The following is a 17,188-nucleotide window of genomic DNA, read 5'->3' on the forward strand; positions in this document are numbered from 1 at the left end:
GGTGCTGGTTCGGCGCAAGGGCGGGGAGTTCGAGGCGGTCTCCACCGACGAGGTGGAGTACATGGACGTCTCGCCGCGCCAGATGGTCTCGGTGGCCACGGCCATGATCCCGTTCCTGGAGCACGACGACGCCAACCGGGCGCTGATGGGCTCCAACATGCAGCGCCAGGCGGTGCCGCTGCTGCGCGCGGAGTCGCCGCTGGTGGGCACCGGCATGGAGTACCGGGCCGCCACCGACGCCGGCGAGGTCGTGCTGGCCGACAAGGCCGGGGTGGTCGAGGACGTCACGGCCGACTACGTCACCGTGATGGCCGACGACGGCACCCGCACCACCTACCGGCTGGGCAAGTTCCGCCGCAGCAACCAGGGCACCTGCTTCAACCAGCGCCCGATCGTCGAGGAGGGCCGGCGGGTGGAGGCCGCCCAGGTGCTGGCCGACGGGCCCTCCACCGACCAGGGCGAGATGTCGCTGGGCAAGAACCTGCTGGTGGCCTACATGTCCTGGGAGGGCCACAACTACGAGGACGCCATCGTGCTGTCCCAGCGCCTGGTCCAAGACGACGTGCTCTCCTCGATCCACATCGAGGAGCACGAGGTCGATGCGCGCGACACCAAGCTGGGGCCCGAGGAGATCACCCGGGAGATCCCCAACGTCAGCGAGGAGGTGCTGGCCGATCTGGACGATCGGGGCATCATCCGCATCGGGGCCGAGGTGATCGACGGCGACATCCTGGTGGGCAAGGTCACGCCCAAGGGCGAGACCGAGCTGACGCCCGAGGAGCGGCTGCTGCGGGCGATCTTCGGTGAGAAGGCGCGTGAGGTGCGCGACACGTCGCTGAAGGTGCCCCACGGCGAGTCGGGCAAGGTCATCGGGGTGCGGGTGTTCAGCCGCGAGGAGGGCGACGAGCTGCCGCCCGGGGTCAACGAGCTGGTGCGGGTGTATGTGGCGCAGAAGCGCAAGATCACCGACGGCGACAAGCTCGCGGGCCGGCACGGCAACAAGGGTGTGATCGCCAAGATCCTGCCGCAGGAGGACATGCCGTTCATGGAGGACGGCACTCCGGTCGACATCGTGCTCAACCCGCTGGGTGTGCCCGGCCGCATGAACGTCGGACAGATCTTCGAGATCCACCTGGGCTGGCTGGCCAAGAACGGCTGGCATGTGGAAGGGACCGAGGAGGAGTGGCAGAAGTCGCTCCACGCGATCGGCGCGACCGACGTGCCTCCGGACACCCGCGTGGCCACGCCGGTCTTCGACGGGCTGCGCGGTGACGAACTCGGCGGGCTGATCCAGTCGGTGCGCCCCGATGCCGACGGCAACCGGCTCATCAACGCCGACGGCAAGGCGCGGTTGTTCGACGGCCGCACCGGTGAGCCGTTCGCCGAACCGATCGCGGTGGGCTACACCTACTTCCTCAAGCTGCACCACCTGGTCGACGACAAGATCCACGCACGCTCCACCGGCCCGTACTCGATGATCACCCAGCAGCCGCTGGGCGGTAAGGCGCAGTTCGGCGGCCAGCGCTTCGGCGAGATGGAGGTCTGGGCGATGGAGGCATACGGGGCCGCCTACGCCCTGCAGGAGCTGCTGACCATCAAGTCCGACGACGTGCTGGGCCGCGTGAAGGTCTATGAGGCCATCGTCAAGGGCGAGAACATCCCCGAACCGGGCATCCCCGAATCGTTCAAGGTGCTCATCAAGGAGATGCAGTCGCTCTGTCTGAACGTGGAGGTGCTGTCCAGCGACGGCATGTCCATCGAGATGCGGGATACCGATGAGGACGTCTTCCGCGCGGCGGAGGAACTGGGAATCGACCTGGGCCGGCGCGAGCCGAGCAGTGTCGAAGAGGTCTGACGGCCCCTGAACGCGGACCGGCGGCCCCCGGCCGACGGGGACGGCGAACGCCCGTCCCCGTCGGCCGGGGGCCCTACGCGCATTCGGCGCGGGGCGCGCACGAGTGCGCGGCTCGCTGCGGACACGCCCACGGCGGCCTACGGCTTGCTCGCCACCGCCATCAGGTGCGAGCTGGCGCCGAGGAGGCTCGGCTCCTGTTCGACGCGCGCGATGGCGCGCAGCGCCGCGTGCCGGGCGACCGGGTCGTCCAGGTCGAGGTTCATGCTCGCCTGGGCGCACGGGCCCTCCACCGCGTACACCTCGGCGTCCGAAAAGCCGCTGCGGCGGACCTCCTCGCGAAGCTCGTCCGGGCGGTGGAAGTAGGCGAGCGTGAACCATCCGGGCCGGCCTTCGGGGTTGCGGTGGACCCCGGTGTCCAGGTCGCCCTCGATGACGCCCTCGAACACCGGATCTGCGGCCATCCCGGCACGCAGTCCGTCGAGCGTCGAGGCGAACCGGGAGATCGCCGCGGCGAGCAGCCGGCCGCCCGGGCGGAGCACCCGGTAGGCCTCGGTCAGCGCCGACTCCCGGTCCCGCGCCTCGGTCAGGTGGTACAGCGGTCCGAGCAGCAGCACCGCGTCGGCCGTTGCGGAGGCGGCGGGAAGCCCGCGCGCGTCGCCCACCACGGCACCGGCCAGCGGTGCGGCGGCCTGCCGGGCCGACGCGGCCCGTGCCGCGTCGACGTGGGCGGGGACGGGATCGAGCAGGTAGACCTCGTAGCCGGCTTCGGCCAGCGGGAGGGCGTATGCGCCTTCGGCGCCGCCGACGTCCCAGACGACGGCCGGAGCGGACGGCAGGAAGCGCGCCAGAAGCTCGCGGGTGCGCAGCGCCTCCAGCCGCCCCCATGTCCCCAGGCGGTCGCGCTCGACACCTCGGGAATAGTGCGCGACAACCTCGTCACTCGGTCGCATGCCCTTACCCCAGCACAGTATCCCGGCGGTGTGCATCTCCTTTTGTCCGGCCGCTCGTCCGGGCTGTCAACCGCCGACGCACGGTGGCAACGGTGCGGGCGGCGCGGTTGCCCGGTCGAGATTTCGAGATTCCCGCTCTCCTAGGCTGCCGGCATGAACCTGGATCTGGTCACCGTCGTCGTCGACGAGTACGATCCGGCGATCGAATTCTTCGTCGGCGCCCTGGGATTCGAACTCGCGGAGGACTCTCCGGCGGTGACCAACGACGGACGCCCGAAGCGGTGGGTCGTGGTGCGTCCGCCCGGGGCCGCGACGGGCGTGCTGCTCGCCCGTGCCGACGGGGAGCACCAGGCCGCGGCGGTCGGCGCACAGGTCGCCGGACGCGTGGGGTTCTTCCTCCGGGTGGAGGACTTCGCGGCCGCCCACGCGCGGATGGTCGAGGCGGGGGTCCGCTTCGTCACCGAACCGCGCACGGAGCCCTACGGCCGCGTCGCGGTCTTCCTCGACATCGCAGGCAACCGCTGGGACCTTCTCGGCTGACCGCCGCCTGCGGCGCCGGCTCGGGTGGGGGCACCACTACAGGGGTTCGGGCGGTCGCACCATGGCGGCGGATACGGCGCGGCCCATAGTCTGCTCGCCATGCCGGTTCTTGCCATGATCCCCTCCCCGACCGCCCTGCCCTCCCAGGCCGCTCGGACCCGCTCGCCGGAAACGGCGGGCCGCCGTGGTTGACGCGATCAACGGGATCATCTCCGGGGCCATGGCGTCGCAGTGGGCGCTGGTGGCGATCTTCCTGGTCTGCGTCCTCGACGCGTTCTTCCCCGTGGTGCCCAGCGAGACGACGGTCATCGCCGCCGGCGCGCTGGCCGCCTCCGGGGACGCGGACCTGGCCGCCGCGATCGCGGTGGCGGCGGCGGGCGCCTTCGTCGGCGACCACGTCTCCTACGCGATCGGGCGCCTGCTCGGCACCCGCGCCACCGCGCGCCTGCTCCCGGGCAAGCGTGGCCGTGCGGCCCGTGAATGGGCGACCGGTGCGCTGCGGGTGCGCGGCGGGCTGATGATCGTGGCGCTGCGCTTCGTCCCCGGAGGACGCACCGCTACCACGTTCGCCGCCGGAACCCTGGAATACCCCCTCGCCCGGTTCGCCGCCTTCGCCGCGCTGGCCGCCGTGCTGTGGGCGCTGTACTCGGGACTCGTCGGCTTCGCCGCCGGAGAGGCCTTCGCGGGAAACCACCTGCTGGCCGTCACGATCGGTGTGGGGTTCTCCGCCGGCATCGGCATCGCCACTGAAGCGGTGCGGTTTCTGGTGCGCCGGCGCCGCCGCGCGGCCTCGTCCGGAGCGGCTCAGCCTCCCCCGCCCGCAGTCGCCGAGCCCGATGCCACGGGCGCGGCCCGGTGAACGCCGGCCCGGGCGGATCCGGGAGCGGATCCGGGAAAGGGCTTCAGCGGCGGCCGACCGGGCGATCGGCAGGGTCGGCATGCCCGTCTTCCCCGCTTTCGCCCTGCCGGGCGGAACCGCATGCGGTTTCCACGCGTCCTCTCCGGGGTCCCGCATCCTTGCGGGACGCACCTGCCGAATCGGCGGATACGCGTGGGACTCGCCGGTCGGCCTGCCGACCGCGGCCGCCCGGGCGGCGGACGGCTCAGACCTTCTCGGCGTAGACCGAGCGCTCGGCGTCCGTCGTACCCAGCGCGCGCCCGGTCGGGGCGACGTAGCGGGCCGCGAACTCCCGCGCGCCCGCCTGCTCGACTTCGCGCCAGCCGTATCCGGCGAGGAATCCCGCCACCTCTTCGGGCCGCATCCCGAAGCGCCACAGGCCTTCCCGCACCACCCACTTGTTGTAGGCCGCCTCGGCCCCGAACAGGTTCGTGCCGTCGATGAGGTCGCGATGGACGTAGGTGAAGACGAGCCGGCTTCCGGCGGTGGCCTCGGCCAGGACGTCGAACGTCGCCCGGACGGCCTCCTCATCCAGGTACTGGGTGACGGCCTCCCAGACGAAGAAGGTGCGCCACCGCTTCCGGTAGCCGTGCGCGGCGAGGGCGCCGGCGAGATCGCCGGTCGCGAAGTCCAGCGGGACCAGCGTCGCCGATCCGGGTACCGCCCCGCCGTAGGCGCGGCGCAGGACGGCCCGCTTGCGGTCGATGTTCTCGGGCAGGTCGACCTCGAAGACCGGTGTCGCCTCCAGCGCGGGCAGGCGGTAGGCGCGGTCGTCGAATCCCGCCCCGAGGACGACGACGGCGTCGATACCCGACTCCGCGCTCTCGGCCAGGCGGTCGTCGACGTAGCGCTTGCGGCACAGCATGTTCGCCCACAGGCCGGGGATCCGCTTCTCCATGCTGCGGATCGTCCACCGGCGCACCGGAGCCAACCGGTTGGCGGCCGCGAACCAGCGCGCACCGCCGGTGAGGAACCGGTGGGCCAGCGGATCGCGGATCAGCGGGTGCTCGTCGAACTGGTCGACCGCGACGATGGCCATCGGACCGTCCGCGGTCCGAGCCGCCGGATTGCTCATGACGGGCCTTCCTTTCCGGGCGGGGGCGGCGCCTCGGCGAACACCTTCACCAGCCAGGACAGGACCTCGTAGGACTCGCGGACGCGTGCTGCGCGCGCGCTGTCGGGGCCGAGGAGGTCCATGCCCTCTCGCGCGACCTCGACGTAGGAGGCCACACCGGCGATCTGCCGCTGGACGACCCGGTACCAGGCGTCGTCGTCGACGCGGTAGTACACCGTGCGCTCGCCGGGGCGGGTGCGCCGGGTCACGAGCTCCATGGTGGTCAGCATGCGGATGTTCGTGGTCAGCGACGCCCGGCTGGCACCGATGGCCGCGCTGATCTCTCCGGCGGACTGCTCCGGCGGGTCGCAGATCATCAGCCACCCCATGATCCGCCCGGCGATCGGCGGGATCCCGTCGGCACTGAGGACCGTGGCGACACGCTCCACCCACGCGAGCGCCTCCCCCTGCTCGGGCGACCGGCCTTCCGCCATGCGATTCCTTCCGTGGTTGCTAGCAATTTCAGTATCTTATGAAATAGCTGGCAACGCAATGCCCGCATGCCGAAACCGACGACGACCCGCACAGTCGTTTCGGTTCCGGGCACCGACTCCGGAGGGCTGCGCAGCGACGACCCACAGGTACTGGATTCTGTCCGACCGAAGTGCATTGTTTCGGTCACCGTGGGCCACTGACCGACTTTCCGTCTTATTGACGAAAAGCTATAGTCGCGCCATGTCCGATGAGCTCTGGGAACCGCCTTCTGTGCTGGTCGCTGTCGATCTGGTCATCCTGACCTTGAGGTCCGCGAAGCTGCATGTCCTTCTGGTAGAGCGCGGAATCGCCCCCTATGAAGGCGACCAGGCGCTTCCCGGCGGCTTCCTGAACAACGTCAGTGAGGACATCCTGACCGCGGCCCACCGCGAGCTGCGCGAGGAGGCCGGCCTGGACGCCTCGCGGTTGCACCTCGAACAGCTGGGCGCCTACGGGGCACCGTCGCGTGATCCGCGAGGACGCGTCGTCTCCGTCGCCTACCTGGCGATCGCCCCCGGCCTTCCCGAACCGATCGCAGGAACGGACGCGGCGAGCGCGTGCTGGAGACCGGTGGAAGACGTCACCTCAGGCCAGCTGAGACTCGCTTTCGACCACGAGCAGATTCTGACTGACGGGGTCGAGCGCGCCCGCACGAAGATCGAGCACTCCGCCCTTGCTACCGCTTTCTGCGATGAGACGTTCACGATTTCGGATCTTCAGCAAGTCTACGAGACGGTGTGGGGTGTCAGGCTCGACTCGCGCAATTTCTACCGCAAGGTGCAGGCCGCGCGCGGGTTCATTACCCCGGCGGGCTCGAATCGCCGAAGAAGCACCAAGGGAAGACCCGCACAACTGTTCCGGCGGGGACCACGGACTGTACTGCACCCCCCGCTGGTCCGGCCTGATCCACCGACGAGGAACGAGAGGACGGAATGACCGATAACACGGTGGTGATGCTCACCGCCCTCAACCTGGAGTACGAGGCTGTTCGGCAGAAACTGGTCGACCCCGGGATTCACCGCCATGAGCGAGGAACGCGGTTCGAGGTCGGCGCGCTGCCGCGCGCCCGATGCCGTGTGGCACTGGGCCTTACCGGTAAAGGCAACCACTCGGCCGCGGTCCTCGCTGAGCGGGCGATGCACGAGTTCTCCCCGAAACTGATGATGTTCGTCGGAGTGGCCGGTGCGTTGCGGGAATCGGCTCAGCTGGGCGACGTTGTGATGGCGACGCACATCTACGCCTACCACGGTGGCACAAGCGAGGACGACGGTCTCAAAGCGCGCCCTCGAGTCTGGGAGGTCGCGCACGAAATTAGCCAGATCGCCTCACATCTAGGCCGGACCGGGGACTGGGCCGACCGGATACCACCGGGCGACCGCGCGCCGCAGCTCCACTTCGGGGCCATTGCCGCCGGTGAGGTGGTGCAGAATTCGCAGATCTCCTACCAAGCAGAATGGATTAGGAACATCTACAACGACGCGCTGGCGATCGAGATGGAGGCCGCAGGCGTGGCTCAGGCCGGCCACCTGAACGGGTCCCCGGTCGCCGTTATCCGCGGTATCAGCGATCGGGCCGATGGAACCAAGACCACCGAAACGGATGCCGACTGGCAACCCGCCGCGGCCGCGAACGCGGCGGCGTTGGCCGTTCGACTCGCCGAGGAACTCACCAGCGAATGGGAGCAGGCCGCCATGCACGATGCCAACTCCGCGCGAGGCCGGGGAACGGCCGCGACTGGAAGCGTCGTCAACAACAACACCGCCGGCCAGGTCGGGATTCAGGCCGGAACGGTCATCGGGAGCAACGTCTCGATGAGCGCGCAACCGACTCCGGAGCCCGCCGCGGGATTGATCACGAAGCTAGACGAACTGCGAGCCTCGCTGACCCGCGAACACGCCGCGGGCAACCTCCGCGACGACGAGTTCGCGGCGGCACAAGCGGAACTCGACACGGCCGGTAAAGCCCTGGAAGGGGACGCCCCACAGGCCACGAGCACGCTTGTCCTCGCCCTCAAGCGGCTGCGCGGACTGGTCGGCGACCTGGCGGAGCCGGCGGCCAAGGTGGCGGCGTTCCTCGCAGCTGCGCAGGGGCTGTCATGATGCCCCCGGCCGGCCACGAAGCCCCCTACTCCCAACAAGGAGCAGGCACCCCCTACCCGCCCCATGGTGCGGGCGCTCCCTACGCCTCCGGCGCTCCGCACCCCCACGGCGCTCCACCGCACCCGCAGTTCCCTGGCGCCTTCACCCACAACACGGCCCAACCCGGCTCCGGTGTGGGCATCCAGGCACAGGAAGTACACAACTCCACGGTCTACCAAGTCCTTCCGGATGCTCCGGCGGACCGCAAGTACGAGGTCGGCCTCAACTATCTGGAAGCCGGTGTGCCAGCGAAGGCTCTTGAACTGATAGGCGAAGCCATCGCCCACGGGTTCGAGAATGCTGAGGTGCGCTTCCACTGGGTTCTCGCCATGCTCAGCAAGCGCTCTTTCCTGGACCTCTCCCCCGGAGAGCGCCAGCGGTTGGACGATGTCCGGGGCGGAATGCAGAAGTACACCGACGACGAGTGGAAGCGGGCACTGCGGGCGGTCTGCGAACTTCTTGCGTGCCTGGACGAATCCCAGGGCGACCCCCGGTCGGCGCTGGCGGAGTTGCATGCTCTGCCCGACTACCTGCGCAGCAGGATCGTCCGTCATCTGGATCTGGTCCTTACCGGAGGAATGAAGGACAGCCTATGGGCCGATAGCCGACAGGCCGCAGCGAACGCCAGGTTCTCCGGGGATCGCCGCAACCGGGTGTGGGCCTTCTTCCATCCCGATCCGATCGGTCCGCGGGTCCGCAGGCCCGTGCCCGATACCAGTACCTCCGGCGACCGGATTGCGGCTGTTTGGCGGTCCGGATTGTTTGCTGCCGCCGTTCTTTCGCTCGGCGTGACGGTCCTGGCAGACGGCGCCGTGGTCGCCGTGCTGGCTTTCCTGGTGACGGTCGCCGCCGGGACGGTCGCGGTGCTCACGGGCCTGGAATGGAGCTATTCCGCGCAGCGGTTGAAGACCAAGGAGCGCGAGCTTTTCGGCCCCGCGCAGCTACATCAAGCTCCCGACGGCGGATTCGCCAACCGGGTCGACCACTACTTTTCCCACTATTTCTCGAAGTACGTTCCCCGGGATACGGATAGAGGACTATGGCTGGCCAACACGTCCGGCGTCCGAATGGCCCTGCGGGACGAGATTGTCGAGCTTTATCGGGAGAGCAGGATCGGCGTCGATCGAGTCGAATGGCTCATTCGTCACATGGTCAGCGATGTACGCAGGCGCTGGGAATCCGGAACGCTCCTGGAACACCGTGAGCGGTACAAGGTCGACCCTTCCCGGCAGATGTGGTGCTCGATAGCACTCGTCGTCCTGGCTCCCGCGGCCTTGCTCGTCGTCGTCTCGGCGCTGGCGGCCTCGCCGCTTTTCACGATTCTCGCCACGGTCGTCGCGGCAGTGACCGGGAGGGGCTCCGCGAAGCGATGGCTGCACATCATCGGCGAGCGTCGAAGGGCTGCCGAGGACGTGCAGGACCGCCAGCGACTACTCGGAGAACGCGAAGCCGCCTATCAGCGGTGGAAACAGAAGCTGGACGCGCTCCGCCCGTCGGACAGCGAGATGGAAGTCTGGCTGAACTGCGACAAGACGAAGATCCTGGACGAAGCCCTGATCCACTACGGACTAGCCTGGCACGACATCCTCGCCCACGCCTTTCTGCAGACGCCCGCGGGCAACCACAGGCGGGCGCGCGTCAAAGGAGGCCCCTGGCGCTATTCCCAATACGACATCCGGCTTTTCCTGATAACCAACGACGGGGTACGCGAAGTCTATGCGGAACTCGATTTCGTGGGAGCCGCGCTTAACGCGAAGGAACGCAACAACTACCGCTTCGACGCGGTCTCTTCGGTGCGCTACTCGGAGACCGATGCGTTCAGCTACACCCTCACGTTGATCCTCAACAACGGACCCACGCGTAACATCCGCGTCACCGCTCCGGAATACGCGCAGCCGGAACTGAACGAGGACCTCGCCGACCTGGAAGCACTGTCCAGGATCAACCTCGATGCGGCCGGATTCGCGCATACCCTGCACATCTTGGAAGGCATCGCCGCCGAGGGCAAGGAATGGATCAACCGTGCCCCTAGCGCACGGAACTTGCGGTGATCCTCGGGGCAGCGGGTGGATGACCCCCGCGGCCCCACTTCTTGCGCAGCGTGGTCGCGAAGTTGCCGAGACTCCGCCCCACTGGTCGCGGGAGCGGGGCCCCGGGCGGAATCGCTCAGGGGCGTGCCCGTCCTTGGCGCCTCGTGCGCGTGAACAGCCCGTCATCGACACCGCGGTCGCGACTCGGTAGCGCGGCCACCGGTGCGGACGATGCGCGGTAGAGGACGGCGAGCAGTCCCCCGGCCGGCGGGCGCCCGGTTGCGGGGAGACGCGGGTCACAGCTCTCGGTGTCACAGGGGGCCGGGCCGCCTCGTCTCAGGGGGTGTAGCCACCGACGAGTGCGAGGAGCCCAGCATGGAAGCGCGACTGAACTATTTCGCCAGCCCGATCGCCGGCAGGATGATGACGACCTTCATGTCCGCGGGCAAGCAGCTCAAGGAGGGACCCCTGCCGGCCGCGACGCAGGAACTCGTGGCGCTGCGGGTGAGCCAGATCAACGGCTGCGCCGTCTGCATCGACATGCACACCAAGGAGGCCGCCGCCGCCGGGGAGACCTCCGTGCGGCTGAACCTGGTCGCGGGGTGGCGGGAGGCCACCGTCTTCACCGACGCCGAGCGCGCCGCGCTGGCACTGGCCGAGGAGGGAACACGGGTCGCCGACGCCGCCGAGGGGGTCAGCGACGAGGTGTGGCAGCACGCCGCCAAGCACTACGACCAGGAGCAGCTCACGTCCCTGGTCATCTTCGTCTCCTTCATGAACGCGGTGAACCGGATGAACATCATCACCCGCCAGCCGGCCGGCTCCTATGAGCCCGGGCAGTTCCACTAGCTCACCGACCGGCTCGGGGCCCGCCGAGGCCCCGGGCTTCCGGTCGCGGGGGGCGCCGCCATCGCCCGCGTATGACCGGGGTTGACTGGAAGACACCGGCGGCGCGACCGCGGCCGGGCGGAAGGGCCTCCGGGAAGGAGGATCGGGCATGAGCAAGGTCGAGGAGTTCGAGGAGCTGCGGCCGCTGCTGTTCTCCATCGCCTATCGGATCCTGGGCAGCGTGAGCGAGGCCGAGGACGCGGTGCAGGAGACGTGGCTGCGCTTCGACGGCTCGGCGACCCGCCCCGCATCCGCCAAGGCGTTCCTGTCGGCCGCGGTCACGCGGATCTCGATCGACGTGCTGCGTTCCGCGCGGGTGCGCAGGGAGCGGTATGTCGGTCCGTGGCTTCCCGAGCCGCTGCTGAGCGATCCCTACCAGGATCCGGTCCGCTCCGCGGAGCTGGCCGACTCCCTGTCGACGGCGGCACTGCTGCTGCTGGAGCGGCTCAGCCCGCTGGAACGGGCGGTCTTCCTGCTGCGGGAGGTCTTCGCCTTCGAGTTCGGCGAGATCGCCGCGGCGGTGGGGCGTTCGGAGGCGGCCTGCCGGCAGCTGCTGGTGCGGGCGCGGCGGCATATGCAGGACGGCCGGCCGCGGTTCGCCGCCGACCGGCGGGAGCAGCGGGAGCTGGCGGCGCGGTTCTTCGAGGCGCTGAAGGACGGCGACGTGGACGGGCTGCAGGAACTGCTGGCCGCCGACGTGCAGCTGGTCGGGGACGGCGGCGGCAAGGCCCCGCAACTGGCCAACACCGTCACCGGCGCCAAGAAGGTGGCCCGCGTGCTGGGCACGGGCTTCCCGCTGCTGGCCCGGGTCGCGGTGACCTTCGAGCCGCAGGAGGTCAACGGCCAGCCCGGCGCGATCCTGCGCGACCGGGACGGCAGGGTCCTGCACACCCTGGCCCTCGATGTCCTCGACGGGCGGATCCAGGCCGTTCACGTGGTGCTCAACCCCGACAAGCTCGCCCACCTCGGGCCGGTCGGCGACGCCTGGGCCGTCAACCGCGAGGTGCGGCAGGCGCGCCGGCAGGCGAACTGATCCCGGCGGGCGGTACCGGCCGGTCGTCTGCCGGCGGGTCGCCTCGGCGGCCGCAGGACGGCCGAGCGGCCTGTGCGGCGCCGGATGCCCGGCCCGCGCGGCTCCTGCCGCCGAGCGCCGAGCATCCGCAATCGCCGCCCTCCGCTCCACCGCGGTCCGGTCTGCCGGCGCGGATCCACCCGGCTTCGGCGGCGCGACGCGGGTCGGCGGGTCGTCTCCGTGCCGACCCGGGCATCCCGGCGGTCAGCCCCAGGGAACCAGCACGCTGCTACACTTGTACAAGTGAACAGTTCAGTTGACCAAACATCGCCACCGCGCCCCCGCTCCGAGGAGACGCGGCGGCGGCTGCTCGCAGCGGCGGCCGCGCTGATCGCCGAGGTCGGCTGGGGGCGGGTTACCACGCGGGCGGTGGCCGAGCGGGCCGGACTGCCGCTGGGCGCGGTGAGCTACCACTTCCGCGGCAAGCGGGAACTGCTGACCCAGGCCGCGCTGGAGGCGGTCGAAGCCGCCTTTCCGGTCCAGGAGCTGGCGGCCGTGCAAACGCTGGCCGACCTCATCGGGGCGATCGCGGCCGCCTTCGCCCGTCGCGAGCCGCCCGAGCAGATGCTGTCCGGGCTGCTGGTGGAGACCCTGCGCGAGGCCGAGCGGGACCCGGACCTGGCCCGGCGGGTGACCGCGCTGCTGGACGAGTACCGGCGCCTGCTGAGCGAACTGGTGCGCGCCGAGCAGCGGCGGGGCGCCGTGCGCGCCGATGCCGACCCCGCAGCGCTGGCGACACTGATCGCGGCGGCAGGCGACGGCCTGGTCCTGCACGCGCTGCTGGACTCCGGCACCGACGCCGCCGGCGCCTTCGGCGCGCTGCGCGCCCTGCTGGAGACCGAGCCGGCCTCGAGCACCGCGCGAGAGGAAGGATGATGAGGTCCGAACCCGAGCAGACGCTGTACTCGCTGGACACCGCCGAACGCCCGGGCCCGGCGGAGGTGGGCGGCAAGGGCGCCTCGCTGATCGAGATGACCCGTGCGGGGCTCCCGGTGCCCCCCGGTTTCGTGCTGACGACGGCGTTCTTCCGCCCGTGGCTCGAACAGCTGCGCGCCACCGCCGCCTGGCGCGCGTTCGCCGCGTCCGCCGGTGCCGAGGACGCCGCCGACGAGGAGCTGCGCACCCGCGCCGCGGAGCTGGCGGCCGCCGGCGAGGACCTCGCCTTCACCGCCGCACAGCAGCGGGGGCTGTCCGAGGCGCTCGCCGAGCTGCCCGGCCCGGGTCCGGATCCGGGCCCCGCCGACGGCTCCCGGGACCCGCGACTGCTCGCCGTCCGCTCGTCGGCGCCCCAGGAGGACCTGTCGGGCGCCTCGTTCGCCGGGGTCTACGACACCGTCCTGGGAGTCGCGCCGGCAGACCTGGCCGCGGCCGTACGCGCGGTCTTCCTCTCCGGCATGGGCTTCCCGGCGGTCTCCTACAAACGCCGGCGCGGCTTCGACCCCACCCGGGTGGAGATCGCGGTGGTCGTGCAGCGCCAGCTCGACAGCGCCTCGGCCGGAGTCGCCTTCTCCCTGAACCCGCAGAGCAACGACTACGACGAAGCCGTGATCCACGCGAACTGGGGACTGGGCGAGACGGTGGTCTCGGGCGCCGTCACGCCGGACCGGTTCGTCGTGGACAAGGCGACGGGGCGGGTCGTCGACGTCCGGCCCGGAGCCAAGGAGACCGCCCTGTGGTCCCGGCCCGAGGGCGGCTCGGCCGAGCGGCCCGGTGAGCAGGGCGGCGGCAGCGGGCGGTGCTCGCTGACCCGGGACCAGGCGGCGGAGGTCGCGCGGGCGGTGCAGCGGGTCGAGGCGCTGACCTCGGCCCCGGTCGACGTCGAATGGGCCTATACCGCCGGCGGAGAGCTGTCGCTGCTGCAGGCGCGTCCGGTCACCACCTACTTCCCGCTGCCCGAGGAGCTGCTCACCGCGCCGGAGGAGCCGAGGCGGCTCTACCTGGACAGCACGCTGCTGGAGGAAGGGCTGCAGGAGCCGCTGTCGGTGCTCGGCGAGCGGTGGATGGAGGATGCCATCGTCGAGATGGTCCGGCAGGTGACGGGGCTGCGGGTCTCGACGCGCGACGCGGGCGGGCTCATCCTGACGGTCGGCGGCCGCTGGTACCTGAACGCGTCGAACATCCTGTGGCTGGGCACGGAGCGGCTGGCGCGCTCCGTGGCGGCGCTCGACGTCCACGCCGCGCGGACCCTGCGCAACGTCGATGCGCGGCGGTACCGCAAGGCGGCGGCGAAGCCGCAGCCGGCGGGCGCCGCACGGGCGGTCGCGGGTACCGCCGCCCGCTCCGGGGGCCTCCTCGCCGCGGCACTGGCCGCGCTCACTGCGCCGCGGCGCGCCCGCCGGCGCTACGCGGCGGCGGTGGACCGGCACCGCCGGCACCTGGCCGGTGTGGCGCGCACGGCGCGGTCGCTGCCCCGGCTCGGCGAGGAGGCCGCGGAGCCCGCCGTCCGCCTGCTCGTGCGCGAGGGCCTGCCGCTCACCGCTGCGGCGGAGACCGCCGCGTCGCTGCTCGGGTCGCTCTACCGGCGCGCCTCCGACGAGCAGCGCCGAAACCTCGGCACCGCGCTGCGGTCGATGCCGGGCAACGTCACCATCGACATGGGGCTGGAGCTCTACGACCTCGCGCGCTCGCTGGAGGAGTCCGCCGGGCCGCAGGCCTACAGCGACATCGAGGCGCTGGCCCGGCGTCTCGTGGAGCGGGACCTGCCGGAGTCGTTCCTGCGCCGCTGGGACGCGTTCCTGGCCGACTACGGCTTCCGCGGTCCCGACGAGCTTGACCTGGCCGCGCCCCGCTACGCCGACGACCCCCGGCCCGTGCTGGAGCAGCTGCGCCACTATGTGCTGCTCGACGAATCCGCTCGGGAGGCTCCGCGGCAAGCCTACGAGCGCCGCCAGCGCGAACGCCGCGCGGCCTATGACCGCCTGCTCGCCGGAACCCGCAATCCCGTCAAGGCGTGGCTGGTGAGGCGGCTCTACCCCGCCGTCGAGGAACTCGGCGGACTCCGCGAGATCCACAAGTACCAACTGGTCAGGGCCGGCTACCTGGTGCGCCGGCGCGCGCTGGAGACCGGTCGCGAACTCGCCGCCGCCGGGCGCCTGGACTCCGCCGAGCAGGTTTTCGAGCTGGACTACGCGGACCTGGCCGAGGCCGCCGGCGCCGCGCCGGTCGACCTGCGCGCCCGCGCCCGCCGCAACACCCGCTACCGCAGGCGGGTCCGGCACCTTCCGGGCGTCCGGTTCCCGGTCGCGGTGGATTCCCGCGGCCGCATCCCGCGCCCCGCGGCGCGGGCGCCGGGCCCCGGCGTACTCGCCGGAGAGGCCGTGTCGCCCGGCGTGGCCTCCGGTCCGGCCAAGGTGCTGCGCCATGCCGGCGAGAAGCCGGTGCTGCCGGGAGAGGTCCTGGTCGCTCGGGCGACGGATCCCGGCTGGACGCCCCTGTTCGTCAACGCCGCGGGGATCGTCCTGGAGACCGGCGGCGGCTTCCAGCACGGCGCGCTCGTGGCCCGCGAGTACGGCAAACCCTGCCTCGTCGGCGTCGAGGACGCGACCCGGCGGATCACCGACGGCCAACTCGTCGAACTCGACGGCGCGTCCGGGACGCTGACCGTCGTCTCCGATCCCGCGAAGAGCCAGGACTAAGGGGTGTGCGGGGGCGTCGAAGCGCCCGCACACGCCCGCTGAAAAACCCGAGCGGGCCGGAGGGGTGCGGCGCCGTCTGGACTGATGAGCCCGGAGCGCGAGGACTTGAGCGGGCCGGAGGGGTGCGGCGCCGTCTGGACCGACGAGCGAGGGAGCGAGGCCCTGAGCGGGCCGGAGGGGTGCGGCGCCGTCTGGACCGACGAGCGAGGGAGCGAGGAACGAGCGACCGAGCGAGGAGGGAAGACGGCGCGTCGAAGCACCCCGAAGGCCCGCGGGGAACATAGTGCGACCGAGCGAGGAGGGAAGACGGCGCGTCGAAGCACCCCGAAGGCCCGCGGGGAACATAGTGCGACCGAGCGAGGAGGGAACACGGCGCCTCAAAGCACCCCCGCACACGCCCGCTGAAAACACGCCTCTCCTGCGCCGATCGCGTGATCAGGTATGTTTCGCTGTATCCGGGCGCGCAGGCGTGTGCAGCGAGGCCGCGCCGGCGGAGACCGCGGCGGGTGGGCGCCCGGGCGGGCGCGCGCGTGCCGGCCCCTGCCCGCAGTCGTGGAGGAAGTTCGTGTGGAGCGAAAGCATCTCGAGTACTTTCTCGCGATCGCGAGCCATGGGAGTTTCACCAGTGCCGCGAACTCGCTGCGGATCGCGCAGCCGTCGCTGTCCTATGCCATAGGGGTCCTGGAGCGAGAGGTGGGCGCCCCGCTGTTCCGCCGGGTCGGGCGGGGCGTGGTGCTGACACCTGTGGGAGAGGCGCTTTTGGACCCGGCCCGGCAGGTGCTGCACGACTTCATGCGGGTGCAGACCGCCGCCCAGCGGGTGTCGGGACTCGTGTCGGGGCGCATCGACATCGCCGCGGTCACCACCTTGGCCGTCGACCCGCTCGCGTCGTTCGTCGGGGCGTTCCGCAACAGCCACCCGGGGGTCGAGTTCCGCATCGTGGATGCGGAGAACGCGGCCGCGATCGTCGACCTGGTGCGGCGCGGGCAGTGCGAGGTGGGGCTCACCGAGCAGGGCGTCTCGACCGCGGGCATGCGGGTGCTCGATCTCCCCCAGCAGGAGGTCCTGGCCGTGCTCCCGCCCTCCGCGGCGGGCCCCCAGGAGCCGATGCCCCTGCAGAAGCTCGCGGAGCTGGACCTCGTGACCACGCCGAGCGGCACCACCACCCGCAGCGCGCTCGACAGCGCCCTGGCGCTCACCGGAACGTCGCCGCGGATCGCCGTGGAGACCACCCACCGCGCCGCGATCGTGCCCCTGGTGATCGCCGGCGCCGGCGCGACCCTGCTTCCGCACCGGCTCGCCATGGAGGCGGCCGGGCTGGGTGCCGTGGTCGTCAGCCTCGCCCCGCCGCTGGCGCGCCGGGGCGTGCTCGTCTGGCCGCCGGACGCGCTGTCGCCCGCGGCGCAGGCGTTCGTCGATCTGGTCGCGGCCCGGCACCCCGGCGAGGACGCCGAGAGCCGGGGACCGCTGGACGGCGCCCACCCCGGCTGAGACGTCGGCCGGAGCGGGCGCGCCGCTACGTCTGTTTAAGAAGTCGGTCACCACAGGAGGTTGCGGCAATGGGGCTGGATTGCGCGAATCGGGCGGGCCGCGC

14 protein-coding genes are annotated in these 17,188 nt (G+C 71.2%); 11 read left to right on the forward strand and 3 right to left on the reverse strand.

The window, feature by feature from the left end:
• On the forward strand, positions 1-1,855 hold a 1,855-nt coding region (locus FZ103_RS12305), incomplete at its 5' end, for a DNA-directed RNA polymerase subunit beta (RefSeq protein WP_156001167.1).
• Positions 1,856-1,992: 137 nt separating this feature from the next.
• Here FZ103_RS12305 and FZ103_RS12310 read toward each other — a convergent pair.
• Positions 1,993-2,805 (reverse strand): class I SAM-dependent methyltransferase, encoded by an 813-nt coding sequence (locus FZ103_RS12310; RefSeq protein WP_156001169.1) that lies wholly within the window; start codon positions 2,803-2,805, stop codon positions 1,993-1,995.
• A 153-nt stretch (positions 2,806-2,958) separates the two neighbouring features.
• On the opposite strand from FZ103_RS12310, the gene FZ103_RS12315 reads away from it, so the two are divergent.
• Entirely contained in the window at positions 2,959-3,345 is a 387-nt protein-coding gene (locus FZ103_RS12315; RefSeq protein WP_156001171.1) for a VOC family protein, read from the forward strand.
• Between the two features lie 184 nt (positions 3,346-3,529).
• Positions 3,530-4,204: a VTT domain-containing protein gene (locus FZ103_RS12320; RefSeq protein WP_343233495.1), complete on the forward strand. Its 675-nt coding sequence runs from the start codon at positions 3,530-3,532 to the stop codon at positions 4,202-4,204.
• 244 nt (positions 4,205-4,448) lie between these two features.
• On the opposite strand, the gene FZ103_RS12325 is transcribed toward FZ103_RS12320, so the two are convergent.
• Both FZ103_RS12325 and FZ103_RS12330 read right to left on the reverse strand, forming a co-directional pair.
• Positions 4,449-5,318 carry an SAM-dependent methyltransferase gene (locus tag FZ103_RS12325; RefSeq protein ID WP_156001173.1) on the reverse strand — a complete coding sequence of 290 codons (870 nt, stop codon included), beginning with the start codon at positions 5,316-5,318 and terminating at the stop codon, positions 4,449-4,451.
• Positions 5,315-5,791 carry a GbsR/MarR family transcriptional regulator gene (locus tag FZ103_RS12330; RefSeq protein WP_156001175.1) on the reverse strand — a complete coding sequence of 159 codons (477 nt, stop codon included), beginning with the start codon at positions 5,789-5,791 and terminating at the stop codon, positions 5,315-5,317. The genes FZ103_RS12325 and FZ103_RS12330 overlap by 4 nt, the downstream gene beginning before the upstream one ends.
• Positions 5,792-6,032: 241 nt before the next feature.
• Here FZ103_RS12330 and FZ103_RS12335 point away from each other — a divergent pair, with 241 nt between their 5' ends.
• From FZ103_RS12335 to FZ103_RS12370, 8 genes are all read left to right on the forward strand, one after another.
• The gene (locus FZ103_RS12335) at positions 6,033-6,767 is read left to right on the forward strand and encodes an NUDIX domain-containing protein (protein WP_156001177.1); all 735 of its coding nucleotides are present in this window, start codon (positions 6,033-6,035) and stop codon (positions 6,765-6,767) included.
• Complete coding sequence (locus FZ103_RS12340) at positions 6,764-7,930, forward strand: 5'-methylthioadenosine/S-adenosylhomocysteine nucleosidase (RefSeq protein ID WP_156001179.1); 1,167 nt, start codon at positions 6,764-6,766, stop codon at positions 7,928-7,930. Before FZ103_RS12335 ends, FZ103_RS12340 begins: the two co-directional genes overlap by 4 nt.
• Positions 7,931-8,103: 173 nt before the next feature.
• Positions 8,104-10,020: a hypothetical protein gene (locus FZ103_RS12345; protein WP_156001181.1), complete on the forward strand. Its 1,917-nt coding sequence runs from the start codon at positions 8,104-8,106 to the stop codon at positions 10,018-10,020.
• 354 nt (positions 10,021-10,374) lie between these two features.
• Entirely contained in the window at positions 10,375-10,848 is a 474-nt protein-coding gene (locus tag FZ103_RS12350; RefSeq protein WP_156001183.1) for a carboxymuconolactone decarboxylase family protein, read from the forward strand.
• 148 nt (positions 10,849-10,996) lie between these two features.
• Entirely contained in the window at positions 10,997-11,920 is a 924-nt protein-coding gene (locus FZ103_RS12355) for an RNA polymerase sigma-70 factor (protein ID WP_156001185.1), read from the forward strand.
• A gap of 282 nt (positions 11,921-12,202) precedes the next feature.
• The gene (locus tag FZ103_RS12360) at positions 12,203-12,835 is read left to right on the forward strand and encodes a TetR/AcrR family transcriptional regulator (protein ID WP_186356194.1); all 633 of its coding nucleotides are present in this window, start codon (positions 12,203-12,205) and stop codon (positions 12,833-12,835) included.
• Entirely contained in the window at positions 12,835-15,594 is a 2,760-nt protein-coding gene (locus tag FZ103_RS12365; protein ID WP_186356195.1) for a PEP/pyruvate-binding domain-containing protein, read from the forward strand. Before FZ103_RS12360 ends, FZ103_RS12365 begins: the two co-directional genes overlap by 1 nt.
• A 567-nt stretch (positions 15,595-16,161) precedes the next feature.
• Positions 16,162-17,085, forward strand: a complete 924-nt coding sequence (locus FZ103_RS12370) for a LysR family transcriptional regulator (protein WP_186356196.1) — start codon at positions 16,162-16,164, stop codon at positions 17,083-17,085.
• Positions 17,086-17,188: the final 103 nt, after the last annotated feature.

The sequence above is a fragment of the Streptomonospora sp. PA3 genome (assembly GCF_009728995.1).
In the GTDB taxonomy this organism is placed as follows: Bacteria; Actinomycetota; Actinomycetes; order Streptosporangiales; family Streptosporangiaceae; genus Streptomonospora.